This window comes from Abditibacteriota bacterium (genome assembly GCA_017552965.1).
Taxonomy (GTDB): Bacteria; Armatimonadota; UBA5829; order UBA5829; family UBA5829; genus RGIG7931.
Window position 1 is genome coordinate 1 of the sequence record JAFZNQ010000117.1, and the last position, 26,063, is coordinate 26,063.

The 26,063-nt window shown below is 58.0% G+C and carries 21 protein-coding genes, 1 tRNA gene and 1 riboswitch; of the genes, 12 read left to right on the plus strand and 10 right to left on the minus strand.

What is annotated here, in order from left to right:
• Positions 1-670: 670 nt before the first annotated feature.
• Positions 671-774, plus strand: a riboswitch (TPP riboswitch).
• Between the two features lie 31 nt (positions 775-805).
• The gene (gene thiD, locus IK083_09975) at positions 806-1,609 is read left to right on the plus strand and encodes a bifunctional hydroxymethylpyrimidine kinase/phosphomethylpyrimidine kinase (protein MBR4749880.1); all 804 of its coding nucleotides are present in this window, start codon (positions 806-808) and stop codon (positions 1,607-1,609) included.
• Positions 1,610-1,686: 77 nt separating this feature from the next.
• On the opposite strand, the gene IK083_09980 is transcribed toward thiD, so the two are convergent.
• From IK083_09980 to IK083_09995, 4 genes are all read right to left on the minus strand, one after another.
• Positions 1,687-2,085, minus strand: a complete 399-nt coding sequence (locus IK083_09980) for an HIRAN domain-containing protein (protein ID MBR4749881.1) — start codon at positions 2,083-2,085, stop codon at positions 1,687-1,689.
• A 3-nt stretch (positions 2,086-2,088) separates the two neighbouring features.
• The gene (locus IK083_09985) at positions 2,089-2,847 is read right to left on the minus strand and encodes a hypothetical protein (protein ID MBR4749882.1); all 759 of its coding nucleotides are present in this window, start codon (positions 2,845-2,847) and stop codon (positions 2,089-2,091) included.
• A complete protein-coding gene (locus IK083_09990; GenBank protein MBR4749883.1) occupies positions 2,844-3,707 on the minus strand; it encodes a sel1 repeat family protein in 864 nt (287 codons plus the stop codon). The genes IK083_09985 and IK083_09990 overlap by 4 nt, the downstream gene beginning before the upstream one ends.
• Positions 3,708-3,804: 97 nt before the next feature.
• Positions 3,805-3,880 (minus strand) — tRNA-Met (locus IK083_09995).
• A gap of 145 nt (positions 3,881-4,025) precedes the next feature.
• On the opposite strand from IK083_09995, the gene IK083_10000 reads away from it, so the two are divergent.
• Positions 4,026-6,383, plus strand: a complete 2,358-nt coding sequence (locus tag IK083_10000; protein ID MBR4749884.1) for a DUF4346 domain-containing protein — start codon at positions 4,026-4,028, stop codon at positions 6,381-6,383.
• A gap of 40 nt (positions 6,384-6,423) precedes the next feature.
• Here the strand turns inward: IK083_10000 and IK083_10005 are convergent, their stop codons facing one another.
• A complete protein-coding gene (locus tag IK083_10005) occupies positions 6,424-7,026 on the minus strand; it encodes a cyclase family protein (GenBank protein ID MBR4749885.1) in 603 nt (200 codons plus the stop codon).
• Between the two features lie 227 nt (positions 7,027-7,253).
• On the opposite strand from IK083_10005, the gene IK083_10010 reads away from it, so the two are divergent.
• The 3 genes from IK083_10010 to IK083_10020 all read left to right on the plus strand — a co-directional run bounded on the left by IK083_10010 (position 7,254) and on the right by IK083_10020 (position 11,018).
• The gene (locus tag IK083_10010; protein ID MBR4749886.1) at positions 7,254-8,498 is read left to right on the plus strand and encodes a S1 RNA-binding domain-containing protein; all 1,245 of its coding nucleotides are present in this window, start codon (positions 7,254-7,256) and stop codon (positions 8,496-8,498) included.
• An 89-nt stretch (positions 8,499-8,587) separates the two neighbouring features.
• Complete coding sequence (locus tag IK083_10015) at positions 8,588-9,970, plus strand: hypothetical protein (GenBank protein MBR4749887.1); 1,383 nt, start codon at positions 8,588-8,590, stop codon at positions 9,968-9,970.
• Positions 9,963-11,018, plus strand: coding sequence for a Gfo/Idh/MocA family oxidoreductase (locus IK083_10020; GenBank protein MBR4749888.1), 1,056 nt, complete (start codon positions 9,963-9,965; stop codon positions 11,016-11,018). Before IK083_10015 ends, IK083_10020 begins: the two co-directional genes overlap by 8 nt.
• Positions 11,019-11,119: 101 nt before the next feature.
• On the opposite strand, the gene IK083_10025 is transcribed toward IK083_10020, so the two are convergent.
• Complete coding sequence (locus IK083_10025; protein ID MBR4749889.1) at positions 11,120-11,539, minus strand: hypothetical protein; 420 nt, start codon at positions 11,537-11,539, stop codon at positions 11,120-11,122.
• Positions 11,540-11,769: 230 nt separating this feature from the next.
• Here IK083_10025 and pheS point away from each other — a divergent pair, with 230 nt between their 5' ends.
• The 5 genes from pheS (at position 11,770) to IK083_10050 (ending at position 17,053) form a co-directional block, all read left to right on the plus strand.
• Complete coding sequence (pheS, locus tag IK083_10030; protein ID MBR4749890.1) at positions 11,770-12,795, plus strand: phenylalanine--tRNA ligase subunit alpha; 1,026 nt, start codon at positions 11,770-11,772, stop codon at positions 12,793-12,795.
• 1 nt (position 12,796) lies between these two features.
• The gene (gene pheT, locus IK083_10035; GenBank protein ID MBR4749891.1) at positions 12,797-14,845 is read left to right on the plus strand and encodes a phenylalanine--tRNA ligase subunit beta; all 2,049 of its coding nucleotides are present in this window, start codon (positions 12,797-12,799) and stop codon (positions 14,843-14,845) included.
• A gap of 49 nt (positions 14,846-14,894) precedes the next feature.
• Positions 14,895-15,665, plus strand: a complete 771-nt coding sequence (locus IK083_10040; protein ID MBR4749892.1) for a 4-hydroxy-tetrahydrodipicolinate reductase — start codon at positions 14,895-14,897, stop codon at positions 15,663-15,665.
• Positions 15,665-16,435, plus strand: coding sequence for an AAC(3) family N-acetyltransferase (locus tag IK083_10045; GenBank protein ID MBR4749893.1), 771 nt, complete (start codon positions 15,665-15,667; stop codon positions 16,433-16,435). Before IK083_10040 ends, IK083_10045 begins: the two co-directional genes overlap by 1 nt.
• 90 nt (positions 16,436-16,525) lie before the next feature.
• Entirely contained in the window at positions 16,526-17,053 is a 528-nt protein-coding gene (locus IK083_10050) for a hypothetical protein (GenBank protein ID MBR4749894.1), read from the plus strand.
• Positions 17,054-17,116: 63 nt separating this feature from the next.
• Here IK083_10050 and IK083_10055 read toward each other — a convergent pair whose 3' ends face one another.
• From IK083_10055 to IK083_10070, 4 genes are all read right to left on the minus strand, one after another.
• On the minus strand, positions 17,117-19,048 hold the full coding sequence (locus IK083_10055; protein MBR4749895.1) for a hypothetical protein: 1,932 nt from the start codon (positions 19,046-19,048) through the stop codon (positions 17,117-17,119).
• Positions 19,049-20,140: a DUF362 domain-containing protein gene (locus tag IK083_10060; protein ID MBR4749896.1), complete on the minus strand. Its 1,092-nt coding sequence runs from the start codon at positions 20,138-20,140 to the stop codon at positions 19,049-19,051.
• 61 nt (positions 20,141-20,201) lie between these two features.
• Entirely contained in the window at positions 20,202-21,236 is a 1,035-nt protein-coding gene (locus tag IK083_10065) for a Gfo/Idh/MocA family oxidoreductase (GenBank protein MBR4749897.1), read from the minus strand.
• A gap of 81 nt (positions 21,237-21,317) precedes the next feature.
• Positions 21,318-22,388 carry a right-handed parallel beta-helix repeat-containing protein gene (locus tag IK083_10070; protein ID MBR4749898.1) on the minus strand — a complete coding sequence of 357 codons (1,071 nt, stop codon included), beginning with the start codon at positions 22,386-22,388 and terminating at the stop codon, positions 21,318-21,320.
• A 118-nt stretch (positions 22,389-22,506) separates the two neighbouring features.
• Here IK083_10070 and IK083_10075 point away from each other — a divergent pair, with 118 nt between their 5' ends.
• Positions 22,507-23,979 (plus strand): lipopolysaccharide biosynthesis protein, encoded by a 1,473-nt coding sequence (locus tag IK083_10075; protein ID MBR4749899.1) that lies wholly within the window; start codon positions 22,507-22,509, stop codon positions 23,977-23,979.
• Positions 23,976-26,048, plus strand: coding sequence for a DEAD/DEAH box helicase (locus tag IK083_10080; protein ID MBR4749900.1), 2,073 nt, complete (start codon positions 23,976-23,978; stop codon positions 26,046-26,048). Before IK083_10075 ends, IK083_10080 begins: the two co-directional genes overlap by 4 nt.
• The last annotated feature ends 15 nt before the right edge of the window (positions 26,049-26,063 follow it).

Sequence of the window (26,063 nt, forward strand, 5' to 3'; positions counted from 1 at the left end):
CGGCGTTTGGCCATTTCCGGGAAGGGATCTCGGGGGGGACCCGTCTGACTCATCCTTGCTCACGCTTGCGTGAGAAGGCAGACGGGGAGGACCCGGTCCTCGGTCCTGACATAAAGACCGGATAAGAGCACGGACCGTTCCGAGGATGAAACAGTTTTCTTTACCTCGTCCTTTGTCGTCACTCGTTCAGGCAAGGGGGGCTTCCCCCCTTCGCATACCCCCCTTTTTTCGTGGGTATTGCATATTTTGCCCCAGCGAAACTTTTTTCGCCGGGGACCCCGTACACACCCGCCCGGGTTGAACAGCTCGTCTCCGGACCACTCTCCTTGGGGCCCCCGCAAAATCGAATGATTTTGTGGGGTGAGAGCGAGCAGGGCCGGCTGCCCCGGACCCCGTCTGCGCGCCCGCCCTTCGCTCTGCGGCGAGGCAAGTCAGAAGCTGCAGACTTGCTATTCTCGCCTTGCGCCTTCGGCGACGCTTGACCGGTCGCTTGAGCAGGGGCTGCGCCCCTCCCACCCCGGGTGATCCGACGCTCCTCTTTCTATCGATGCTCTGCTTTGTCCCGGTAAAGATGTGCTTTTGGCGGGCGCGCAGCGCCTGCCCACACACATTTCACTCCCGCATCGGCCTGCCGTTGCTCTCTCTTGACCACGCCGTTGCCGGGCTGGTATAATAAAGGATGGGGAGCTTGCTTACGCAGGCTGAGAGGAAGCCCGGCTTCGACCTTTGACCTGATCCGGATAATGCCGGCGTAGGCTGCGAACGAATATGCGTCCCCCGGGGCGCTTTTTTTTGTGAGGACAACATGCACACTGCTTTGACTATTGCGGGAAGTGATTCCATAGGCGGCGCCGGCATTCAGGCCGACATAAAGACCATGACCATGAACGGGGTGTATGCCATGAGCTGCATCACGGCCCTGACCGCCCAGAACACCCTGGGAGTTACTGCCATACACGACGTGGATCCGGAGTTTCTCGGCGCTCAGCTCAAGGCTGTGTTTGAGGACATCGTGCCCGACAGTGTCAAGGTAGGCATGGTGTCGTCCGCCCATCTTATACGGCGCATTTCCCTCGCTCTCGGGGAATATGAGCCCCGCACCGTGGTCATAGATCCCGTGATGGTGTCTGCCAGCGGCTCCGTGCTCATTTCCGATGACGCCATCGACACCCTGAAGGAGTCCCTGCTGCCTTTCGGCAGCGTCCTCACTCCCAACGTCTATGAGGCCGCGCTCTTGTCCGGCAGGGAGATCCATTCTCCCGGGGATATGGAGCTGGCTGCCGAGGCTATCTACCGCCTTTTCGGCGCCCCCTGTCTGGTAAAGGGAGGGCACGGCGTCAATGACGCCAACGACTTCCTCTTCGGACCGGACGGCGGCTGCTGGTTCGAGGGAACGCGGATAGACAACCCCAATACTCACGGGACCGGGTGCACTCTGTCCTCTGCCATTTGCGCCGATCTGGCCAAGGGCTTCGGACTCGCGGAGAGCATACAGATGGCCAAGAGCTACGTGTCCGGCGCTCTGGGAGCCATGCTGGACCTGGGCCATGGCAAGGGTCCCGTGCGCCACAACTTCGACCTCTCCGGCAAATACGCCGCCCGGGCATAGCAGACGAAATAATCAGCCGGCCTCGGGCCGGCTGTCTGTTTTGATGCGGTGATCTGCCGCAAAGGATGCGGAGGTCTTCAAAAGTCCACCAGGTATATGCCTATGGCGATCTTTGTATAGGTGCCCTGTTTTTCGACGCCCGTGATCCTGGCTGCCAGGAGCTTGCCTGCGTCCATGAGCCGCGAAAAGATGACGTTGTCTTTTTCGGGCACGTAGCCCAGCTTTTTGCCGCTGTCCGTCAGGACCAGGATAGCCTTGGCGTCGTATTTGTTGTCTTCTCTCTGCAGAGTCAGCTTGTCTCCGGTCCTGATGGTATCCAGCACGCTCTTGTCCTTCAGATGGGAGGTGCCCGCCACGAAGGTGTCAAAGAGGTGTATCTCCTCTATCAGGGGCTTGAGCAGCTCGCCCAGGCCTTTTTCTTCTATGACCGTAACCAGGGAGCTCTCAGGGTTTTGCTTGGCCAGCTTGTCGGACATTTGTTATCCTCCTTGATCCTGCAGTCTGTCTATCACCTGCTGCAGCTCTTCCGCATGCCTGAGATATGCTTCTGTTTCTTCCTTCAGCTCTGCGGTCTTGTTTTCCGTTTCCTCCGGATCCTCGATGATATAGCGCAGGATCCAGGGCTCCGTGGTCATGATCTCTTCTATCTCTGCCCTCAGCTCGATGATCCTGCCCTTTATGTCGGGGATGTCGATCTGCAGTCCGTCCCTGCCCATATCCGTCAACAGCCTGTTTGCCAGTATCTCCAGCTCACTGAGCAGCTTGGCGTCATTGGCGTAGTAGGCCTCTGTTATGCTCAGCCACAGCTCCTTCAGGGGTCCGTCGGATCCTGTCTCGCGGCATATATCGGGATGGAGACGCTTTGCCAAGCGCCGGTAGATCTGCTTGCTCTTTTCCACGTCCTCCGCGGAGGACCGCTCCGCTTTTGCGGCCCGGGCTGCATCTTCCTGCATCTGCAGCAGTCTGTCCCGGTACACCTCCATCTCCTTTTGGATCCGGGCCAGCATTTCCTTCCTGTCCGGCTGCTCGCCCCGGTTGAGGGCTGCCTGGATAAAGGCGATGATCTTTTTGCACCTGATACATTCCACCTTTGCCCGGTAGTTCTTGACCATCAGATCGCCGAACAGCTGCAGATACTCGATGCGTATGGAGACCGCTTCCTTTTTCAGAGCGTCTCTTTTGACCAGCAGGTTCGTGTATTCGAGAGTGTCCGGATCGGAGGCTTTGACTATGTTCATTGGTCTATCCCGTAAACTGTGATATATTCGTAAAGGGCGGTGATGGGCTCGCCCTCTATCTCTGCCTTGGCGAAAAAGTCGTCTATGGTGCGGAACCACCTGTCTCCGAGGCGTATCCCCAGTCCGTCGCCGTCGGGGACTGCTTCCGCTTCATAGTCCTTACCGCCATAGCGGAGCAGCGCCTTTGCGGGGGAGGCGAACACGTGATACAGGTCGTATATGTCCGCGTTCCGGGGATCAAAGGGGCGGAGGGCGTAGATGCCCTCTATCAGCCATTTCATGATGGTCAGGTTGCCGAAAAAAGGGTTGCGGGCTATCCTCTCCGCCAGGACTCCCCTGGCCGTATCCCGGAGCTCCAGGGCTTCGGCGGTCCTGCCCTCTTTGTCGTATATCCCGGCCAGACGGGAATAGATCTCCGGCAGGTGTTCGCCGGGCTTTTTGTAAAGGTCTTTGATGATGGACGCGTATTTGTCATAGTCCCGCTCTACCCAGTAGCCGTTTTTGTACATATCGGCCACCTTGTAGGCCGCCGCAGTGTCACCCATTTTGGCCGCCCTGTCAAAGTAATAAAAGGCCTTTTCGTAGTTCTTTTCCCCGGTCCTGCCGTAGTACCAGATATAGCCCAGATCCGAGATGGCGTATATGTTGTCGTATTCGGCCGCCTGCTCGTAATACTTCAGGGCCAGGTCAAACAACCGCTGTCTGTAGTAGTGGGCTCCCAGCTCCACCATGCAGTTGGGATTCTCGGTCTTCTCTATAAGGAAGCCCATAGCTTCGGTGAACATAAAGGAGTCTTCTTCCGAGGGATTGGAGAGATGATAGAATCGTCTGCGTATTTTTTCGGCTTCGCGAATGGTCATATGTTTCCTCCTTAATAGCTGTTGCCAGGCGCCGGCATTGCGATGGGTCCGGGCTGTAAAAAAGCTCCTTTGCCGGACGGCAAAGGAGCGTGTGTTCTGGGAGCGGGGACAGGATTTGAACCTGTGACCTCCGGGTTATGAGCCCGACGAGCTACCAGCTGCTCCACCCCGCGTTGACATTTATATTATACCACAGAAGGCGCGGTTTGTAAAGAGGCCCGGGGCAAATAGCGAAAAAAGAGGACCGTTTGACACCCCGCCCGCTTTTGGGGTATAATATATATACAAACTAATATATTTGACTGCAAGGAGAGTATTATGGACTTTGAGCCTTTGTTCTACGCAGACAAGCTGCGCCTCGTCAACCCTTCCGGATGCATAGGGGTAGTGTGTCTGTGGACCAAACAGGAACATGCTCTGAAAAAGCTGGCCGAGGCGGGGATCGATCTGGGGCCCTCGTCAAAGGTGGCCCTGATAGGCAACCTGTACGGCAACGGCATTTCCGAGCTGGCTGCCAATCTGATGTATAACCCCCAGATACAGGGGTTGCTCATATGCGGCTCCAACATGTCCGGCTCTGCCGAGGACCTGATAGCCCTGTACACAGACGGCATACGCGAGACCGAGCAGCTGGGCTGCAGGGTCAGGGTCATAGCCGGCAGGGACCGGGTGGTGAACAACGCCCTGGATATGTCCCTCGCAAGTCAAAAGCCGGTCCTCTGCTACGCCGGAGACTTCTCTTCTCCCGACACTCTGACAAAAGCCGCGGATTTCGTCAACGGCTTCACACCCTCTCCCGTGACCTCCGAACGTATAGCCATCACCATGGAAAAGCCTGCGGTGACAGTGTGTCCCACGGAGCCCCGCAGCCTGGTCATCACCCGGGACGACCCTCTGAGCGCCTGGCGGGAGCTGGTGTTCTGCCTCAACAGGTTCGGGGTCCCCGTGATGCTCAGAAAAGGGGAGCGGCGGGAGCTGCAAAACGTGAAGGTGGTCATCCGGGACTTTGACGTCGATGAGGAAGAGCTGAAGAAATACGGCTTCAGGCTCTCCGAGCTGGAGGACTACCGCCAAAAGCTGCTCTCCGGCTATCTGCCTCCGGACCAGGAATACACCTACGGCAACCGCATCAGGGAATACTTCGGCTTTGACTTTCTGGAGAACACCATAGACAAGCTGTCGGCCTATGTGAATGACCGGGACTGCTATCTGTCCCTGTGGGACCCCAAGCGCGACACCTACGGCAAAGACGCTCCCTGCATGGTGAGCCTCTTTTTCAGAGTCTTTCAGGGCGAGCTGACCCTCACTGCGTTTTTCCGCACCCACAACGGGATGGACGCTTGGCTGAAAAACGCCTGGGGCATCAGGGGCCTGCAGGAATACGTGGGGGGCAGGCTGGGAATGAAATGCGGCCCCCTGACCGTCATCAGCCACAGCATCAGCATCGACACCACCAGAGGCGATTTTGCCCAGAGGGTGGCTGCCGGCAAGCAGTTTGCCCTGCACACCGACTACAACGGTCAGGTGGAGATAGGCATAGAGGATGGCGAGATAGTGGTCACCCACGCCCGCCCGGACGGGACTCCCATCAACGTTTACCGGGGGACCGTGACCGAGCGGCTCCAGCATGAGCTGTATCGGGACCGGGTCCTGTCGGACATAGAGCACGCCATCTTCGTGGGCAGAGAGCTGGAAAAGGCCAAGGCGGTCCTGGATGACCGCATCTCCGGGGAGGAGCGGCCCGCGGCGGCTCCCCGGCGGACCCGGCAGCTCTCCACCGGCTGTCCCACGGAGCCCCGGAGCCTGGTTATCACCCGGGACGACCCTCTGAGCGCCTGGAAGGAGCTGGTGTTCTGCCTCAACAGGTTCGGAGTCCCCGTCATGCTCAGAAAAGGGGAGCGGAGTGAGCTGCAGAACGTAAAGGTGGTCATACGGGATTTTGAGATCAGCGAGGACAAGCTTGCCGGCTATGGCTTCAGCATGTCCGAGCTGGAGGACTACCGCAGAGAGCTCTTCCGGGAGGAGCTTCCGGAGGGAGCCGAATACACCTGCGGCAACCGCATCAGGGAATACTACGGCTTTGACTTTTTGCAGTGTGTCACAGACAAGCTGTCCGTGTATTCCAACGACCGGGACTGCTATCTGTCCCTGTGGGACCCCAAAAAGGACACCTTCGGCAGGGACGTCCCCAGTCTGGTGAGCCTGTTTTTCCGGGTCTTTCAGGGCGAGCTGACCCTGACTGCCTCATACCGCAACCACAACGTGACGGACGCCTGGCTGAAAAACGTGTACGGCCTCAGAGGCCTGCAGGAATACGTGGGAAAAAAGCTGGAGCTTGAGTGCGGCCCTATGACCGTGATCAGCATGTCTGTCAGCATCGACGCCAAAAGGAGCGACTTTGCCCGGAGAGTGGCCGGAGAAAAGGGCTTTGCCCTGAATATGGACTACAACGGCCAGGTGCTCATCATGCCGGTGGACGGTGAGATAGTGGTCACCCACACCCGCCCGGACGGGACTCCCATCAGGGTGTACAAGGGGACGGACACGGCTATGCTCCAGCATGAGCTGGCCCGGGACAACGTCCTGTCGGACATCAATCACGCCATCTACATAGGCAGAGAGCTGGAAAGAGCCCGGGCGGCCCTGGAAAAGGGCGCGGAATACGTCCAGGCATAGAGAGGCAGCCGGCAGGGCCGGCTGCTTTTTTTCTGTGACGTCAGAGTTCTATGGCCACGGCCCGCACCGGCGAGCTGTCGCAGGGGATGCTCAGGGGAAAGGCCGCAAAGACAAAGCGCGCGCCTGCCAGCTCCCGGGGGATGACCAGCCCCTCCACCAGAGGTATATCTTTTTCCTGCAGGGCGTTGTGACAGCGAAAGCCCGGCAGGGAGTCCACCGAGGGGACGTCCGTGGCCACCAGTCTGAAGCCCCGGTCCAGTATATACCTGCACAGCGCGTCGGAAAAGCCCGGAAAATCCAGCAAAAAGCTCTTGCCGTCCCGGGTCTTCCTCTGCCAGAAGGTGGCCACCACCAGTATCCCGCAGCCCTCCGCCTCGCAGTCCGGCGCCTGTATCAGTCCGTCCCTTATCTCCGGAGCCACGCACAGGGCTTCTCCATAGAAGGTGGAAAGGGGGAAGGAATCGATCTCCCTGCCGCCGGGAAAGGCGTGCCGGGGAGCGTCTATGTGGGTGCCTATATGGCTGCCCGTCTGCAGATAGGTGGTCTGGGGGCAGGCCTGGGTCACGGTCATGGAGAGGGGATCGTCGCCGGGATAGGTCAGGGTGTCCGGCCCCAGAGGCTGCGAAAGATCGGTGATTTTCATATGCACGTCCTGTCAAAAGATATTCACCTCTATTATACCACAGCTTTCCGGGCGGGAGCTCCGGCCGGGGCCAAAACTATTTTGACGCCGCCTCAAAAAAAAATAGTATTACGGTTGAAATAGACGCGTGCGGGTGGTATAATAATAATGTGTGTGTTCGCAGTACAACGGAATACATTATCAGATAGTTTGGGGCGATAAGGTCCGATTGAGGAGTTGTAGGTTAAATGCCTGTAGTAGAAAACGATATCAACATGGAAGACGTAATGGCTACTCTTCCTACCGAAGACAAGCAGTTAAGAAAGGGCGAGCTCGTAGAGGGCGAGGTGGTCCAGGTCAACAAGGACGAGATCCTGATCAACCTGACCAGCTATTCTCTCAAGTCCGAAGCGAGAATGCCTCTGGATCAGCTGACATCCGACAGCACTGTCACGAGCTGCGAGGAGCTGGTCAAGGTCGGCGACATCATCAAGGCCAGAGTCATAGTGCCTTCCGGCAAGAACGGCATCATTCTGTCCAAGAAGAGCGCGGACTACGATCTTCGCTGGGATGAGATCAAGGATATATACGAAGAGGGCAGGATAGTCAAGGCTGTCGCCAAGGAAGCCGTCAAGGGCGGTCTGGTGGTGGACATACTGGGCTACAGCGCCTTTTGTCCCGCATCTCAGGTGGCCGGGAAGTATGAAAACTTTGCCAAGCATGCCGGAGAGGACATGGAGTTCAAGGTCATAGAGATCGACAAGGCAAAGAGAAGGATCATCCTGTCCAACCGCAAGGTGGTCAACGAGCGCAGACAGGCTGCCAAGCGGGCCTTCTGGGACAACATCCAGGTGGGCGAAGAGCGCGAAGGCACTGTCAAGAGCGTGCTTCCCTACGGCGTGTTTGTGGATATCGGCGGCTTTGAAGGCATGCTCCATATCAGCGAAATGAGCTGGAACCGCATCTCCGATCCTTCCAAGATGTTCAAGGTGGGAGACAAGGTCAGAGTCATAGTGCTCAGCTTTGACGAGACAAAGCAGAGAGTGTCTCTGGGCCACAAGCAGCTGCTGCCCGATCCCTGGCGCTTCGTCAAGGAAAACATCGTGGAGGGCGCCGAGTTCACCGGCAAGATCACCAGAATAGTGGCCAAGGCCGCTTTTATGGATATGGGCAACGGTTTCGAGGGCCTTATCCCTATCTCCGAGATGGCCAACGAGCGCATCGAGACCCCCGACAAGGTATTGTCCGAGGGTGAGGAAAAGACCGTGCTGGTCAAGCAGGTCATCGACAAGGACCGCAAGGTGATACTCTCCATCAAGGCCCTTCTGCCGGCTCCCGAGCGTCCTCAGAGAAGGCACGCCGCCGTCAGCGACAACGATGATTATGACAAGGACTTCGGATACGCCGGCCACGAAGAGGGCGGAGCATCCACCAGCATCGGAGATCTCTATGGAGATCTGCTCAAATCTACAGGCGAAGACGAAGAAGGATAATCCATACGTCAAACAGGAGTGCTGTGTTATCACGGCACTCTTTTATTAAATCACGACACAGCCGAGCCCGGCAACAAGGACAGACACAAATGAAAGGCATTTATTCGAAAGCGGCCATTACCCGGAAGCAACAGTATCCCGCAGGCGACGTGCGCAATTATGCTCACCTGGTGCGAAAAGAGACCTGGCTGGAAAAGGAATTCCGCACCGGCTACTACGTGGACCGGGTCCAATTTACCGAGGGTGAGATATGGACCGACGCCATACAGGCGGCTCTCGACGAAAACAAGCGCGTTTACGTCCCCTATTTCCCCAACAGACTGTACATAGACAAGACCCTTTATATCGGGTCCGGCACCACCCTTGAGGTGTGCGAGGGCACCGTGATCTCCCTGAAGCCGGACAGCAACTGCTGTATGCTGACCAACAAGAACTTCAAGGTGAGCCGCAGCGTCTTCGAGTTTGACTGCCCCGATACGGATATCTGCATCACAGGGGGGACCTGGTCCCTGACCAACAATGGCAGCTACGGCGGCAACGGCAACGAATCCGGCAAAGTCCGGGACAGCGCCGGGGTGGAGCACAACGCCTTCTCGGTGATGAGCTTTACCAACGTCAAGGGGCTGCGGATAAGCAACCTCACCTTTTACGACATTACCCCCTTTGCCCTTTACGTCAGCGGCATAGAAGACTTTGATATAGAGAATCTGAAGTTTGACAAGTGCTACCGGGACGGCGTGCACGTCTGCGGCCCCGCCTCCGGGGGCAGGATACGCAACCTGACGGGCGTCACAGGAGACGACTTTGTGGCCCTCAACGCCTACGACGACTTTGGCTGCGCCCTGAGCCTGGGCAAGATAGACCACGTGCTGGTGGAAAACATAGCCTCCACTCCCGGATGGATGTGGAGCGAGAACAGGCTCCTGGCGGGAATATTCATTGCGGAGGACGGCAGGGAGATAGACTGCAGCGTGGAAGACTGCACCTTCCGCAACTGCCGGGGCTTCCACACCTACAAGGGATATCTGCAGGCCAATCTGGTGCCCGCTCCAGTTGACCGGCCGGACCGGTCCGGGCATATGGACAACCTGACCTTTGAAAACATATTCGTGGACTATATACAGCCCTCTGACTACTATACGGTCAAGCGCTCCGCCTTTGAAATGGGCACCAGCTGCAACAACTTTACGTTTCGCAATATATACTTCAGCTTCCCTCTGGGGGACCCCGAATACGGCGACTGGAGCTGCGTGACCTTTGGCCCCTCCTTCGCTGCTTTTCTGGATTCCAGAGGCATTATGCCCAGCAGGAATATCAGGTTTGAAAACGTGTTCCACCGGGTCGGCGGACGATACGTGGAGGCCGATCCTTCCCTTTGCGCCAGAGTGGTCACTGCCGAAGAGGACGGCGAGGTCATAGGCAAGGGCACTGCAACAGAAATCTATTATAACGAGGAAGATAAAAATGAGTAAAAAATTCAGGATAGGCTTGGTGGGAACAGGCTCCATCTGCAATTACGCCCACATACCCGCTCTGAAAAACATGCCCGAGATCGAGATAGCCGCTATCTGCGACATCGATCCCAAGGCGCTGGACAACACCAAGAAGAACCTGGGCAACGACACTATACCCGCGTTCCTCAGCCACAAGGACATGCTGGGCGCCCGTCTGGATCTGGATGCGGTGCACATCTGCACCCCCAACTACGCCCACTCGCCCATAGCGGTGGACTTTCTGGGAGCGGATATACACGTATTCTGCGAGAAGCCCATTTCCATGACCCGGGCCGAGGCTCAGAAGATGCTGGACGCCGAGAAGAAGTCCAAGGCCGTGCTGTCCGTGGGACACTGCTGGCGCTACAACAACGAAATGGTGGCTCTGAAGAAGTTCGTGGACGCAGGCCGGCTGGGTGAGATATACTACGCCAAGGCCATATCCAACCGCCGCAGAGGCATCCCCGGCTGGGGTGTGTTCTGCGACCTGGAGAAGCAGGGCGGCGGCTGTATGATAGACTGCGGCTGCCACGCTCTGGACACTGCTCTCTGGCTCACCGGCAACCCCAAGCCCGTGTCCGTCAGCGGATGCAGCTACTCCAAGCTGGGCAACAATAAGGATATCGCCGATATGGGAGGCGACTGGGCCTGGGACAGGGACACCTTCAACATAGAGGACTTCTGCACCGGTCTGGTGAAGTTTGAGAACGGTATGACCATGTATATCGAATCCAGCTTTGCCGCCCACATAGAGAAGGATTACTTCGGCGTGCAGCTCATAGGCGACAAGGGCGGAGCCACCACGGCCCCCCTGAAGATATACACCGACGAGAACAAGGTGATGCTCAACATCACTCCCGCCCATCTTCAGCCCTCTTCGCCCCACGCAGACGAGATCAAGGACTTTTACACCGCTCTGGCTGAAGGCGGGGAAATACCCATCAAAGCCTGGCAGGCCTACGACGTGATCAGCATCATAGACGCTATATACGAGTCCGGCCGCACCGGCGAGACCATCAGGCTCTGACGGGCTTACGATCGGGATCTGGAAAAGCATCCCGGAAAATGTGTTCTGCCCGGACTGTCCGGGCAGAACAGTTTTTTTTGTCGCAAGTCACACGATCCGTATCACCTGACAATAAACACTTCGGAGGCGTTGTTTGTGGGGTCGTGGGAATCGCCAAAGAATTTCTTTTCCATACGAAAGCCTGCGAACTCAATTATGATGATCGTCATATTCCCCGCGTCTACCCAGGTGTATTCTGTGTTGGAGGTTCTGTGCTGTGTTACATCGCAGGGGCCCAACAGGGCCTCCACATCCCCGAGGGTCATGGCGCCTGTGATCTTCAGATAGTTGTCTTTGGTGACGAGCGGATTCTTGGTGGTCACGCACGTCATGCTGCCCTGAGCTGCTCCGATCGCTGAGGTTCGTTCTTCTTCAAGGACTTTGGCGCGGACGTGTAAGATGACGCCGCACAGTATCAAAAGCGCGATAGCTATTGCTGCTCCGACGCCGATAAAAATACGCTTCTTTTTCGCTAAATCCATATCGCTTGCTCTTCTCCCTGATTATTATAATTGCTGCAGAGATGTATATCTCTTCATGTACTTATTATATCATTTTTTTTTTCTGAAATCAAGCGGCGGCGTTTTGGGCGATGAGGTAATGTCATACGCCTGCGAAAGACAGCCGGGCGCACACGGCTCCTTTCTATTGAATATGGAGAGCGTTTTTGCTATAATATATATTTGGAATAAGTAGTTTTTCGAGGATAAATATGGCAGAATTTGCAGAATTAGAGCTTCTTCTGAAGGAAGCCACCGACCGAATAAAGCAGGCGCTGCACACAGAGGAGCTGGAAGCGGCAGTCACCGGTTATCTGGGCCGCAAGGGCGAGCTCACCGGGCAGCTGAGAAAGATAGCCACTCTCCCCAAGGAGCAGAAAAAGGATTTTGGCCAGAGAGTCAATCAGATCAAGGACGCCCTCACAGCTCTCGCAGAGGCCAGGAGAGAGCAGCTCGCCGACTCCGAAAAGGCTGCCAGACTGCAGGCAGAGGCCGTGGACGTCACTTTGCCGGGCAGGCTCTTCCGCACCGGGCACACCCACATCATGTTTGACACCATATTCAAGGTGAAGGAAGTCTTTGCGGGTATGGGCTACGAGATAGTGGAAGGCCCCGAGATAGAGTATTATAAATACAATTTTGAAGTTCTGAATTATCCTCCCGAGCACCCGGCCATGGACGAGCAGATGTCCTTTTATATCACTGACGAAAGGCTGCTCCGCACCCAGACCACGGCTTATCAGGGCCGTCAGATCCCCCTGCATTCCATTCCCATGAAGGTCTGCACCGTAGGCAAGTGCTACAGAAGGGAGAACGTGGACGCCACTCACGGTCACACCTTTCATCAGGTGGACTGCTTCTGCATAGACAAGGGCATCAGCATGGCCGACCTGAAGGGCACGCTGCAGGAATTTGCCTCTCAGATGTTTGGCAAGGACGTGAAGGTGCGGTTCCGCCCGGACTTCTTCCCCTTCGTGGAGCCCGGCGCCGAGATCGCCATCAGCTGCGTGCTGTGCGGCGGCAAGGGCTGCAACGTGTGCAAGGGCTCCGGCTGGCTGGAGCTGGGCGGCGCCGGCATGATACACGAAAACATCCTGACCGCCATGGGCATCGACCCCAACGTGTATTCGGGCTTTGCCTTCGGACTGGGCATAGAGAGGACCCCTATGCTCCAGAGAGGCATAAAGGACCTGAGGCTGTTTACCGAAAACGACTTGAGATTTTTGAGGCAACTGTAAAATGAAATTAGCTGTTTCCTGGTTGAAGGATTTTGTACATACGGGCACCGATATCGATTCTCTTGCCGCCGCCATCACCATGAACGGTCTGGAGGTGGAGGAGTCCTACGTTCTGGGCCCCGAGGATTTTGCCGCCGCCGGCGGCGCGAAGGCCGAAGAGCTGTGCTGGGACGTGAAGGTGACCCCCAACAGAGGCGACTGGCTGTCCATACTGGGCGTGGCCCGGGAGGTGGCCATAGTCAACAACGCTCCCATCCGGATGCCCGAGGTCAGGGACGTCCCCATGGGCAAGTGTCCCGTGAGCATCAATATAGCCACGGACAAATGCCGGAGATATATAGGTGTGGCCATCAACGGAGTGCGCCTGGCTCCCTCGCCGGACTGGATGGCAAACAGGCTCATCGCGGCAGGCATGCGGCCCATCAACAACGTGGTGGACATCACCAACTACTGCATGCTGGAGCTGGGGCAGCCCTTCCACGCCTTTGACAGACGGTTCATCAAGGGCGACGAGATAAACGTGCGCCAGGCCTCGGAAGGGGAGAAGCTCACTACCCTGGACGAGACGGAAAGAGTCCTGGATGCAGGTATGATGGTCATAGCAGACAGCGCCGAGCCCGTGGCTCTGGCCGGCATTATGGGCGGCCTGGGCTCGGAAATACGGGAAGACACGGCGGACATCTTTCTGGAGACTGCCATATTTGACTGCACCAACGTGCGCCGCACCTCCAAAAAGCTGAATCTGTCCACCGAGAGCTCTTACCGTTTTGAGCGCACCGTGGATGAAGATATGGCCCTCTATGCTGCCAAAAGAGCCGTGAGCCTCATTCTGGAGCTGGCGGGCGGCGTGATCGAGGGCGGCATGGACGACGTATATCCCGAGCCTTTGGAGCCCCGGATCATCATCTCCAACCCCGAGCGCATCAACACCATGCTGGGCATGGACCTGGACCCCGGCTTTATGGCGGAATGTCTGAACATCGGTCTGCTGCCCACTGTGATAAAGGACGGCTTTCTGGTCACCGAGGTCCCCGCTTACAGGACCGACCTGGTGAAGCCGGTGGATATGGTGGAGGAAGTGGGCAGAGTCTTCGGCTATGACAAGATCGGCACCACTATGCCCAGGACCGACAATGCCGGCAGACAGTCTCCCGAGAGCCTGTTTCATCTGAAGCTGAGGCAGACCCTGCTGAGCGTGGGCGGCCAGGAAATACTGACCCACAGCATGATCAACTCGGATCAGAACGCCTTTTTTGAGAATGCGGCCAGCCAGGTCAAGGTGCGCAACGCCCTGTCAGGAGAGCTGGACGCCATGAGGCTGAGCCTGATCCCCAACGCTCTGGAGGTCATCACCACCAATCAGGCCCATCAGGAAAACGACATCAACCTCTTTGAGATAGCCAAGGTCTATTTCGTCAACGACGAGGGCGTCATAGACGAGGCTATGAGGGTGTCCGGCGCCGCTGCGGGAGGCCTGTGGAACAACAGCTGGGGCATCAACTGCGCGGACTGCAAGACGGATTTCTTCACGGTAAAGGCCATAGTGGAGAACCTGCTGTCCGCTGCGGGCATCAAGGATGCGGAATACAAGCCCTGCGCCCGCAAATACCTGCATCCCACCAGGGCTGCCGAGGTGTTTGCCGGCGGCAGGAGCCTGGGCTGCTTTGGCGAAGCTTCCGCCGAGATATGCGACTATGCGGGAGTAAGAGGCAGAGCCTACGTCTATGAGCTGGATTTTGAGGGGCTGATGGCCCTCTCGGACACCGGCTTTGCATACACCCCTGTGGAAAAATTCCCCGCTATCATCAGGGACATCACCGTGGTGCTCTCGGGCAAGACCTACGACTCCATACTGCAGACCGCCTGGGCTGCGGCGGACGATATAGTCCGGGATATCACCCTGAAGGACGTATTTGAGAGCGAAAAGCTGGGCAAGGGCAACAAGTCCTACACACTGCAGATACTCATGAGGGCCGGGCGCACTCTGACCGACGCGGAGGCCAACGACGCTCAAAACAGGATCAAGGCCGCTCTGGAAGCGGAGCGATAATACAAGGGGCTCCCGAAAGGAGCCCTTTTATACATAAGGCGGATATATTATGATAAAGGTAGCTGTTCTCGGAGCCTGCGGACGGATGGGCTCTCAGGTGATAGAAGCTGTCCTCTCTGACAGCGAATGCGCGCTGACCGGTGCCTGTGACGTGGTCAGAGTGGGCGAGACCATAGGCGGAGTCGTCATCAAGGGGTTTCCGGCCGAGATGATAGCGGAGGAAAAGCCCGACGCGGTGGTGGATTTTGCCAAGCCCTTCAGCATGAAAAACGTGCGCATGCTCATGGAGGCGGGCATAGTCCCGGTGATCGGGACCACCGGCCAGACAGAGCAGGAGATAGAGGAGATGAAGGAGCTGTCAAAGGCCACCGGCTGCGCCTGTTTTCTGATCCCCAACTTTGCCATAGGCGCCGTGCTCATGATGAAATACGCCGGCGAGATAGCCAAATATATGCCCGACGCCGAGATCATAGAGCTGCACCACGACAAAAAGGTGGACTCTCCCTCCGGCACGGCCCTGAAGACTGCCCGGATCATTGCCGAGAGCCGCAAGGCCGCAGGCGTGGAGCCCTCTCTGCCTTTGGGCAGCTTTTCCGACCCGGCCCGGGGCTACAGCGAGATAGACCGCATACCCATCCACTCCGTGCGCCTGCAGGGCTATGTGGCGCACCAGGAGGTCATATTCGGCGGCAAGGGCCAGACCCTGACCCTGAGGCATGACAGCATAGACCGCACCTCCTTTATGCCCGGGGTGCTCCTGTGCGTCAAGGCGGCGGTCACCCGCCATGACTTTGTGTACGGCCTGGAGAACCTGCTCTGATGTATACCCGGGAGCAGTTGACCGAAGACGTGAAGTCCCTGGGTATAGACCCCCGGGGCGTATTGCTGGTGCACTCTTCCATGAAGGCCATAGGCCCCGTGGAGGGAGGCGCCGACACGGTGCTGGACGTGTTTTGCGATTATATGCGGGACGGGCTGCTGGTTTTCCCCACCCATACCTGGGCGACCATAAACAGCAAGCATCCGGGCCCCTATGATTACCGCACCGAGCCCTCCTGCGTGGGGATCCTCACCGAGCTTTTCAGAAAAAGACCCGGTGTGGTAAGGTCCCTGCATCCCACCCATTCGGTGGCCTGCCTGGGCAAGGGGGCCCGGGAGTTCGTCCTGGGCGACCATCTCACTCTGACCCCCTGCGACCCCCGGGGCTGCTGGGGCGAGCTGCACAGGCGCAACGCCCAGGTGCTGCTGGTGGGCTGCGGCGCCAAGCGCAACACCTTTTTGCACTATGTGGAAGAAGCGAACCATATCCCCGACCGGCTGAGCGCCGAGCAGGTGACCATAGATATCGTCATGCCCAACGGCTCGATGTATAAAAAGAAGAATATTTTTCACTCGTCGTCCCGGGGCGACGTGTCCCAGAACTACGACAAGATGGCGCCCGTTTTTCTCAGAGAAGGAGCCATGCGCATGGGGCGTTTCGGCGACGCCAGGTGCTATCTGGGCTTCTGCGGCCCCATGGCGGAGATCACCGGCCGGTATCTCCGGCAGGATCCGGACTTGTTTTCGGACGACACTCCTGTCAAAATGTGAGACTGCCCGACGGGCGGCTATGGCGCTGCTGTCGGAAAAGTGCCCTGAGACGGCGCGAAAGCGCCGCGGCAGGGCATAATTAAATAATGCGTGTCGGAAGCGTATGCGGGCAACAGGACCATAGTGGAACCAGGCGCCCGATCTCCCGAATACAAGATACTGTCGGACAACGTAGTGTGTCAGTCCTATTCCGACGGCAGTGTGGAGCATTGGAAGATCAGCCTGTCGGATGAGGATATTGAGAAAAACCGGGAGAAATGGCGCGAGGAATATACCCGGGAAAACGGCAAGTTTGCAAAGTATGACGCGGGGAACAAACATCTGTTGTGGTGGAACGGAGTCGGCAAGCGCAGATCAATAATGGATGACACCCATATTCAGGCGATGTGGTGTTATCACGAAGGGGGAGAAGAGCCGTCCGCCGAGTCTTATGCTTCAATGATTTTTGCCAAGACAATGGGCGAACCTGCGCGTGTCTCCCGGTCCAGGAGCGCCGCAGGTCCCTCGGCGCAGCGCGCCGAAGCGACCTCAAGCGAAGAAATGGGCAATGCCGCTCCGAGCCTGTTTGCCCGGCTGATAGCGAAGGTGAAGGACTTCTTTGCCGGGCTGTTCGCGTAAGCCGCCGGTATAAATGAACGAAAGCAGGTCTCGGGCGAGACCTGCTTTTTTACCCGGGGTGAATTATACTTCCGCCTCGCCGGGCTTTTTCTTCCACACCTTTTCCGCCAGCATCAGAGCCGCGGGCTTGGGCCTGCGGTGAAAGTCCACGATGGAGGTGTTGCAGGGGCAGGGGTAGTTGTCATGCCCCATCCACAGTATGAAGCCTCCGCAGGCGGGGAATTTGTTCTTGCACAGGCCAACGGCCCGGGTGAGAAGCTCCGCCTGTCTGGCCTGAGACCACAGCACGTATTCCTCGCAGCTCTTGGGCTGCCTGCCCGTTTCCTTGCGGAAGGTCCCGGTCTCCGACCACCAGCCCATGGGTCTGAACCAGAAGGGGTTGTCGTCGGTGATGGGGTAGGGCGACAGGTCGCCTTTGTATTCCTCCAGTATGTCCATGGGTGAGGCTCCGGGGGCTCCGGTCTCCGCCCGAAACATGGAGTCCTCCCGGGTAAAGAGCTCTGTCCACTCCTCCCTGTCCCCGGCCAGCCAGGGGCCGTGGGTGTTGTGGTGGAGTCCCTTGCCGGCGTCTGCGGGGTCGCAATACATCCTGGGGCCCGTAGGCGACGCGGGGATATACCTGCGGCCGGGGTCCAGGGCTGCCACCGTGTCTCCCAGAGCTTTGAGCATGGGGTGCTCCATGCCGCAGGGAGTCGCTATGCCGTCCCTGACGGAAAAGAGCTCGTTGCCGCCGCACCACAGTATGAGGGAGGGGTGGTGCTTGCGTCGCTTGATATAGGTCTCGGCGGTGCGGACCATCATATCTATGACTGCCGGGTCCTCGGAGGGATAGTTGTCTATGGCGGAGGAGCTCTGAGGGAATTCCTGCCAGACCATGATGCCGGCTCTGTCGCACAGGTCGTAAAAGATCTCTCTTTCCAGGATGGCGCCTCCCCAGACCCTGAATATATTGACTCCCAGGGACTTGTAGAGGTCTATGAGCTCCCTGTACATATCCTCTGTGACGTCGGCAAAATTGTGCACCGGGGGCACCCAGTTGACTCCCTGCAGGAACTGAGGCTCTCCGTTGACCGAGCACAGCCAGCCGTCGGCGCCTTCCGGCGCTCCCGCAGTGGGAAGCCACTCTACACGGCGGAAGCCCACCTGCCTGGTGATCTCTCCCAGCTCGTCTCCCTCCGAGGAGATGACGGAGGCTGTCAGGGTGTAGAGGGCGGCTCTGCCGGCGCCGTTGGGCTGCCAGGGCTCCACCGGGAGCCCGGACCAGCTGGCGGTGAAGCGGTCCCCGTCTATGAGCACTGTGTCAGACTTCAGGATAGCGGCGCCGTCCGACAGCTCCAGACTGGCGGTGCCGCCGGTGCTCCCTGTCAGATGACCCGTGAGCTGCAGGCTGCCGCCGTCGCTGTAGTCAGTCTCCATATCGACCCAGTCTATCATGGGGCCGTTGGTCTCGGTGATGGTGATGCTGTCCCAGATGCCCGTCTGGACCAGACGGCAGGTCCAGTCCCAGGTATAGTAGTATCTGGGCTTGCCGCAGGTCATTTGGCCGGTGCTGCCAAAGCAGCCCAGCCAGTAGGGGTTGGCCGTAAACACTATCCTGAGGGAGCAGTCCTCGCCTCTGGACACGCAGTCCGATATGTCTATGCGGTAGTTCTGCAGACTGTTGGCAAAGCGAAGGACGCAGCTGCCGTTGACGAATATCTCGCCCGCGTAGTCCAGCCCCTCGCAGCACAGCCAGGTGTGCCGTTTGCCGGAAAAGCAGGAGCCGGGCACCGTGGTGTCAAACACCCAGTGCCTGTGCTCTATCCATTCGATGCTTCTGTGTCTGTCCCCCGTGAGCCAGTCTTCTATCACCCCGGCATCCAGAAGAGCCTTCTGGACAGAGCAGGGGATATGGCAGCTGACGGGCTTGACGTCGGGCTTGCCGAAGCTTGTCCGCCAGCTGTCGGGATGATAGCCTGTCAGGGTCCAGGTCAGACCCGAAAGATCAAAGGTCATCTATTCTACTATCTCCGTGTCGTATGTCATTTCTCCCAGACCCAGAGCCTGGGCCTCCTCGCACTGGAGATAGGGATTCTTGCCGTGTATCTTCTCCATGAGGTGGCAGTCCTTGTCCTGCAGGGTCAGCTGCTCGGGCAGGGAGGAGGGGATGAAGTTCTCGTATTTGATGCTGTCTATGGAGGCGGTCTCCACCGAGACTATGTCCTCGCCGGCAAAGATGCCTATGTCGGGCACCAGCGAAGGGGAGCTGAAGCCCCAGCAGTCGCAGAAGGGGGTGATGTCTCTCATAAAGTTGATAAAGAGCACCCGCCCGGGCTCAAATTCGTCCAGACAGGCCTTGGTGACCCGGGCCATGCCGCTCTGGAAGGCTCGCATGCTCTCTTCGCCCACCTTGATGGCCTTGGTGGGACAGGACAGGGTGCAGTGCATACAGTAGCGGCAGCTGTGGAGGTCCAGATGAAGGACGTCCTTGTCGTCAAAGGATATGGCGCCTGCCGGGCAGTTGGTCTGGCAGAATTTGCAGTGAGAGCATTTGTCGGCGTCCCAGGTGACCTCGGCTTCCTGCAGCCTGTGGATCTTGCCTCTGGTCTGGTAGGACACGTTGCCCATGCCTATATTCTTGATGGCTCCGCCAAAGCCGCACATGCCATGTCCCTTGCCGTGGGAAAAGACCACCATGGCGTCTGCGTTCACTATCTCGCCGCAGAGCTCGGCTGTGTCCAGGCAGCCGTAGCCGATGGGCACGCTCTTGTAGTAGTTTTCGGTGGCTCCCTGGGCGCTGATGACTGGGCAGCCCAGAGTCTCCTCTGTGTAGCCTCTGTCCTTGGCGGTGGGCACGGCGCTGCCGCCGTCGCACACGAAGGGCCGGCCTCCGGCTTCCTTGATCTTTCTGACCAGTATGCCCATAAAGAGCACGGGGATGGTGGTGTAGCCCAGATGCCCTCCCAGATGCACCTTGATCGCTACTCTTTTGCCGTCAAATCTGTCCGGGAGCTCCAGCTTGTCCAGCATTCTGATGAATTTGGCGGGCAGGGAATAATCGGGGCTGAGTTTTTTGAGTCTTGCGTCTGCAAAGTATATGTGGCTCATCAGTGTCTCCTTTTTGATGAATGCTGCGGCAGGCCGGGCCTGCCGCAGCTAAAACGTGTGTTTATTTGTAGGTGGCCTTCAGGGCTTTGCCCTGGGCGGCGCTCTTGTTGGCCAGATCCAGTATGTGGATGGGTCTTCTGGCGAATTCGCCGGTGATGATCAGGTCATCTTCGCCCATGAGAGCGTCGGACACGTTCTTGTAGTAGGCGGCCCAGTCGGTGGGCATGTTCTTGCCTTCTATGGTGATCTTTTCGCCGTTCAGATTCTTGATGATCTTGTAGCCGTCAAAGTTCATGAGATAGGTGCCTTCGGTGCCCGTGATGCACATGAGGGCCGGCTTGGGACCGCCGTCCAGCTGGGAAATGGTCAGGGTGGAGTAGGTGCCGTTGGCGTATCTGACGACTATGAAGCCTTCATCGTCGTTGGTGTCGTCCTTCCAGGCAGTCTTGTCGTTCCAGTAGCCCTTGTGGATGTAGCCGGACACTTCGTCTATGTCGGCGTTCATGATCTGCAGGGTGTATTCCAGAATATGGACGCCCCAGTCATAGGTGATGCCGCCGGATATGGTCCTGGAGGTGCGCCACCAGTCGCCGGGATTGGCGTAGCTGGCCATATTGGCGTTGACCTTGAAGACGTCGCCGATCACCTTTTCCTTCAGCACCTTCTGGACAGCGGTGAGGATGTGGCCGTCCCAGTGCCTGTTGTGATAGGTGGAGAGCAGCACGTTCTGCTTTTTGGCTTCGTTGATGATGTCGGTGCACTGCTCGGTGGTCAGGGTAAAGGGCTTTTCCGTGATGACGTGCTTGCCTGCCTTCAGGGCCTGCATGGCCAGCTCGTAATGGATGTTGTGAGGGGTGATCACCACCACCACGTCGCAGGCGTCGTCGGCCAGCATGTCCGTGGCGTTGGAGTAGGTCTTGATGCCCGGAAAGTCCTCTGCGCCCGCCTTGGTCCTCTCGGGGTCGATGTCGCAGATGGCCGTGGGGGTCATGCCGCCCGCTTCCCTGGCCTGGTTGAGGTGGGTCCGGCCCATCATGAAGGAAGCGCCGTAACCGATAACGCCTATGCGGATGTCCGCTCTTTGTTTGAAGTTCATGATCTTCTCCGATGTGAATAGTACTTATAATGATTATACCACAAAAGACCCGTGATATATGCTCTGCCGGGAAAAAAGACGCTATCTTTCTACGCTTTCGCCGGTGATATTGTCCTTGATGATGTGCTTGCCGTTCTTGTCATAGACTATGGCTCTCTCGGTGAAGTGCCTGAATATGTTGTCCTTGATGATCCACTCCTTGCAGGTGTCGGACAAAAAGAGGGAGTTGCGGGAGGCCGTGGTCATATGGTTCCAGCTGAAGATCTGGTTGCCCGTAAAGGTGGTGTTGTTGGCATTCATGGCCTCCACCTGATTGTAGGCCCCGTAATTGTTCTTGGAATTGGTGTGTATGGTGTTGCCTATGATGATGTTGTAGCTCGCCTCGCCTCCGCTGTCTCCTATCTGGAGCCCGCAGGCGGCGGATTCTTCGAAGCGGTTGTTTTCGATGCGGTTGTAGTTGGAGCCGGCTCCGGCTATGAGGCCCTTGACGTTGTCCCAGTGATAGTTCATGGAATAGGTGCCGGCGCTGCAGCCGTCCAGAAAACACCCCGAAAGAGGCAGGACGCCGGGGGAGGCGCCGAATTGATTCTGCACTATGTGAAAGTCGTTGGAGGCCTTCATATAGAGCTGGTGGCTCTTGTTGTTCTGGAACAGGCAGCCGGATATCACGTTGGAGGACTGGGGCTTGGAGGGGCTCCCCTCAAATCTGACGCCGCTCTGGGCAAAGCCCATGATGCGGCAGTCCCTGATGGTCACGGAGCCGCAGTGGTCGCCTTTGCCGTCCGGCACGAACACTATGCCCGAGCTCACCTCAGCCGCCGGGTCTCCCTCCAGGGTCAGGTCCCTGATGGTATCGTGCCAGCAGTTGCCCTCGAACTGCATCAGGTCGCCGGGCCCTTCCTTCCTGATCACGGTGGAGGCTCCCGCCCCCTCTATGGTGAGAAAGCAGGTCCCCCGGAAATACAGCGTGTCGGCGACCCTGTATTCTCCGGGCCCGAGCCGTATCCGGCCTCCTGTCCAGGGCATTTCCTTTACGGCCTCCGCCAGCTCCGCGGCGTTGGACACGGTGAACTCCCTGGGCTCCGGCCGCTTTTCCTGGGCAAAGCATACGCCGGTCAGCAGGACGACAAATATGAGGATGGCGATTTTCATACTATGATACCCCTGTAGTTTCTTAATCACATTATAGCATATCGGCTTTCGGCTGTCAAAGTTTGACAAAGCCGCCGGCGTATTCTATAATACTTATGAGACAGCAAAAGAGAGGCGTATGAAAGACATCAAGGGAAAAGCCAAATCCGGCTTTTTATACAAGTTTGCGGAAAGAGCGGGAGCTCAGGGCACCAGTTTCGTCATATCCATGATCCTGGCCCGCCTGCTGCTGCCCGAAGAATACGGTATAGTGGCCATGGTGCTGGTCTTCATCAGCATCTGCGACGTGTTTGTGGCCAGCGGCTTCGGCAAGTCGCTGATCGCCAACAAGAATTCGGACTATCTGGACTTCAGCACCTGCCTGTGGTTCAGCCTGGGGCTCAGCGTGGTCATATACACCCTCGTCTGGTTTTCCGCGCCCCTTATCGCCGCCTTTTATCATGAGAGCATGCTGGTGCCCGTGGTCAGGGTCATGGCTCTCAGACTGCCCGTGACCAGCCTGGCCTGCGTGCAGGAATCCTATACCTCCAAGAACATGTTGTTCCGCAAGTTCTTCTTTTCCACCCTTACGGGCACCCTTGCCTCCGGCGTCATATCCATCACCATGGCCTATATGGGCTGCGGCATATGGGCTCTCGTGGCCCAGAATATCTCCAGAGAGGTGATCAACGCTCTGGTGCTGTGGATCATAGTGGGCTGGAGGCCCCGGGCCGTGTTTTCCTTCGCGAGGCTGAAAAAGATATACGACTTCGGCTGGAAGATACTGGTCATAGGCCTCATAGACACCATCCACAGCCAGCTGCGGAACCTGATCATAGGCAAGCGCTACACCGCCGAGGACCTGGCCTTTTACAGCAAGGGGCATCAGTTCCCCCACACGGGCATCATGTTCATAGAGCCCACCATCAGCGGCGTGCTGTTTCCCGCCCTGTCCCAGGTGCAGGACGACAAGGACCAGATGAGGGATATCACCCGGCGCATCACCCGGGTGTCCAGCTACGTGGTCTTTCCCGTGATGCTGGGCCTGGCTGCCATGGCGGAGCCCCTTATCCGGGTGATACTCACGGACAAGTGGCTGGAAAGCGCCGTGTATCTGCAGATCACCTGTCTGGCCCTTCTGTTCCGCCCCCTGCAGTTCGTCAACAACAGCGTCATCATGGCCAGCGGCAACAGCGCTCTCCTTCTGAAGCTGGACATCCTGAAAAAGGCGGTCAGCATCCTGCTGCTGGGCGTCAGTATGTTTTTCGGCGTCATCTGGGTGGCCTGGAGCCTGGTGGGGGCGAACCTCTTCGCCGCCCTGGTCAACATAGCCCCCAACAGAAAGATACTGGCCTACGGCTACATAGACCAGTTCGGAGACGTGTGCCGGAGCCTCTTTATGGCCCTTGTGATGGGCGGCTGCATGAGGCTGATACTCTTTGCCGGCCTTGCCGGCTGGCAGACCCTGCTGCTGCAGGCCTTCTGCGGGGTGGGGATCTATATGCTGCTTACCCGGCTTTTCCGGGAAGACAGCCTCGCCTATATCATCAAGACTCTGGGCGACCTGGCCCGGGGCAAACGGACCGGCAGGGAAAAGGGAGAAGAAATATGAGCTTTGACACCAAAGACGCGGCAGCCCTCTACAGAGAGGCGCGCAGCCTCTCGGAGAGGCTCGGGCAGGTCAGGCAGGAGGAAGCAAAGGCCCGGCAGGCCATAGTTTCCGCCGCGGAAAAAGCCATCAAGCCCGAGATAGAACAGGGTCTGAGGGATACCCCGGTGACGGCCCTGCAGGATGAGGTGGTCGGCTGGAAGCCGGAGCTGCTCCCCGACAGATACACCAATTATCAGGAGCTGAAGCGGGACATGGCAGGCTCACTGAAGATGTATCTGAAGCCGGAGCCCCTGGCTGCCGTGAAAAAAGCGGTGGAGGACAAGGAGCGGGAGCTGCGGGGACGGGCTGTCCCCCGGATAGACGCGGAGAAAAAGGACCCGATGTCGGCGCTGCTGATGATGGCGGCTGTGAACTACTACAACGACCGGGCGCTCTTTGACAGCATCAGGGATTTTGACGCCCGGCACCCGGACCTTGACCGGCTCACGGAAGAGCTGAAGCCCCTTGCCGGTTTCTTTGGGCGCCTCTTTGCCTCCGGAGACAAAAAGAAGAAGGCTCTGGCGGCCGGGGAGGCTCTGTCCGGCATGGTGCAGGAGTGGAAGGAACCCCGGAGCTCCAAAAACGTCTTGTCGGCCCAGAAGGCCTGGGAGATATACGAGAAAAACAGCATAGCGATATTCGGCATGCTGGAGCGGCTGCTGCCGGACCTGTTCACCGTCAGTGAAGAAGCCGGCGAGGTGTACGGCCTGCCCGAAGAGCTTGCCGAAGCGATAGCCTGCGAAGACCTGAGTCTCGAGGGTCTGGAGTGCACTCTCAGGACATATCAGGAGTGGGGCGTCAGGTATATCCTCAGGCAAAAAAGGACCCTGCTGGGAGACGAGATGGGCCTGGGCAAGACCGTGCAGGCCATAGCCGCCATGGTGTCCGTGCGCAACAGCGGCGGCTGTCATTTTCTGGTGATATGCCCGGCGGCGGTCATAGCCAACTGGACCAGAGAGATAGAAAAGTTTTCGGACATCACCGCCTACCGTATCCACGGGGCCGGCAAGGAGGAGACCATCAAAAAGTGGCGCAGCGACGGCGGCTGCGCGGTCATGAGCTACGAGGGGACCGAGATATTCACCGACGGGGACAGGACCCAGATAGACCTGCTGGTGGCGGACGAAGCCCACTACATCAAGAATCCCGAGGCCCAGCGGACTCAGCGGGCCGCAAAGCTGGCCCGCCGCGCCGGCAGGGTGCTGTTTATGACCGGCACCCCTCTGGAAAACAAGCGGGAGGAGATGGTCAGCATCATCGATATGCTGCAGCCCGAGGTCAGCCGGAGCCTCCGGCGCCCCATGTCTCCCCGGGAGTTCCGGGAAGCCGTGATACCCGTGTATTACAGGCGCAAGAGAGAGCAGGTGCTGGGAGAGCTGCCGGAGCTGACGGACGCCAAGTCCTGGGATGATATGAATCCCGAGGATACGGAGGCCTACAAGAGGGCTCTTGCCGGCGGGAACTTCCACGACGTGAGGCGTGTTTCCTGGATAACGGAGGACATGACCCGGTCCTCCAAGGCTCAAAGGCTTCAGGAGATCATAGAGAATGCCCGGGCCCAGCAGCGGAAGCTGATAGTCTTTTCCTGCTATCTCAAGACTCTGGAAAGGGTGACGGCCCTGCCCGGCGTGGATTTTATGCCCGCCATCACGGGCTCTCTGCCTCCACAGAAGCGGCAGGCTATCATAGACGACTTTGAAAAGGCTCCCGCGGGGACCGTGCTCCCTGCCCAGATACAGGCGGGAGGGACCGGCCTCAACATACAGGCTGCCAGCGTGGTGGTGCTGTGCGAGCCCCAGCTGAAGCCCTCCATAGAAAACCAGGCCATCTCCAGAGCCTACCGCATGGGCCAGACCCGCAACGTGCTGGTGTACCGCCTGCTGTGCGAGGACACCATTGACGAGCAGATACTGGACCTGCTCAAGGAAAAACAAAATATATTCGATCAGGTGGCGGACGTGTCCGAGGCTGCCGGCAAGGACCCTCAGATGGTGAGTCTGCTGAAAGCCGAGCAGGAACGCTACGCCTGATATACGGAGGAAAGA

Excerpts from the sequence above, each read along its gene's own strand:
- thiD (MBR4749880.1), top strand. The coding sequence starts at position 806 with ATGCACACTGCTTTGACTATTGCGGGAAGTGATTCCATAGGCGGCGCC.
- IK083_09980 (MBR4749881.1), bottom strand. The coding sequence starts at position 2,085 with ATGTCCGACAAGCTGGCCAAGCAAAACCCTGAGAGCTCCCTGGTTACG.
- IK083_09985 (MBR4749882.1), bottom strand. The coding sequence starts at position 2,847 with ATGAACATAGTCAAAGCCTCCGATCCGGACACTCTCGAATACACGAAC.
- IK083_09990 (MBR4749883.1), bottom strand. The coding sequence starts at position 3,707 with ATGACCATTCGCGAAGCCGAAAAAATACGCAGACGATTCTATCATCTC.
- IK083_10000 (MBR4749884.1), top strand. The coding sequence starts at position 4,026 with ATGGACTTTGAGCCTTTGTTCTACGCAGACAAGCTGCGCCTCGTCAAC.
- IK083_10005 (MBR4749885.1), bottom strand. The coding sequence starts at position 7,026 with ATGAAAATCACCGATCTTTCGCAGCCTCTGGGGCCGGACACCCTGACC.
- IK083_10010 (MBR4749886.1), top strand. The coding sequence starts at position 7,254 with ATGCCTGTAGTAGAAAACGATATCAACATGGAAGACGTAATGGCTACT.
- IK083_10015 (MBR4749887.1), top strand. The coding sequence starts at position 8,588 with ATGAAAGGCATTTATTCGAAAGCGGCCATTACCCGGAAGCAACAGTAT.
- IK083_10020 (MBR4749888.1), top strand. The coding sequence starts at position 9,963 with ATGAGTAAAAAATTCAGGATAGGCTTGGTGGGAACAGGCTCCATCTGC.
- IK083_10025 (MBR4749889.1), bottom strand. The coding sequence starts at position 11,539 with ATGGATTTAGCGAAAAAGAAGCGTATTTTTATCGGCGTCGGAGCAGCA.
- pheS (MBR4749890.1), top strand. The coding sequence starts at position 11,770 with ATGGCAGAATTTGCAGAATTAGAGCTTCTTCTGAAGGAAGCCACCGAC.
- pheT (MBR4749891.1), top strand. The coding sequence starts at position 12,797 with ATGAAATTAGCTGTTTCCTGGTTGAAGGATTTTGTACATACGGGCACC.
- IK083_10040 (MBR4749892.1), top strand. The coding sequence starts at position 14,895 with ATGATAAAGGTAGCTGTTCTCGGAGCCTGCGGACGGATGGGCTCTCAG.
- IK083_10045 (MBR4749893.1), top strand. The coding sequence starts at position 15,665 with ATGTATACCCGGGAGCAGTTGACCGAAGACGTGAAGTCCCTGGGTATA.
- IK083_10055 (MBR4749895.1), bottom strand. The coding sequence starts at position 19,048 with ATGACCTTTGATCTTTCGGGTCTGACCTGGACCCTGACAGGCTATCAT.
- IK083_10060 (MBR4749896.1), bottom strand. The coding sequence starts at position 20,140 with ATGAGCCACATATACTTTGCAGACGCAAGACTCAAAAAACTCAGCCCC.
- IK083_10065 (MBR4749897.1), bottom strand. The coding sequence starts at position 21,236 with ATGAACTTCAAACAAAGAGCGGACATCCGCATAGGCGTTATCGGTTAC.
- IK083_10070 (MBR4749898.1), bottom strand. The coding sequence starts at position 22,388 with ATGAAAATCGCCATCCTCATATTTGTCGTCCTGCTGACCGGCGTATGC.
- IK083_10075 (MBR4749899.1), top strand. The coding sequence starts at position 22,507 with ATGAAAGACATCAAGGGAAAAGCCAAATCCGGCTTTTTATACAAGTTT.
- IK083_10080 (MBR4749900.1), top strand. The coding sequence starts at position 23,976 with ATGAGCTTTGACACCAAAGACGCGGCAGCCCTCTACAGAGAGGCGCGC.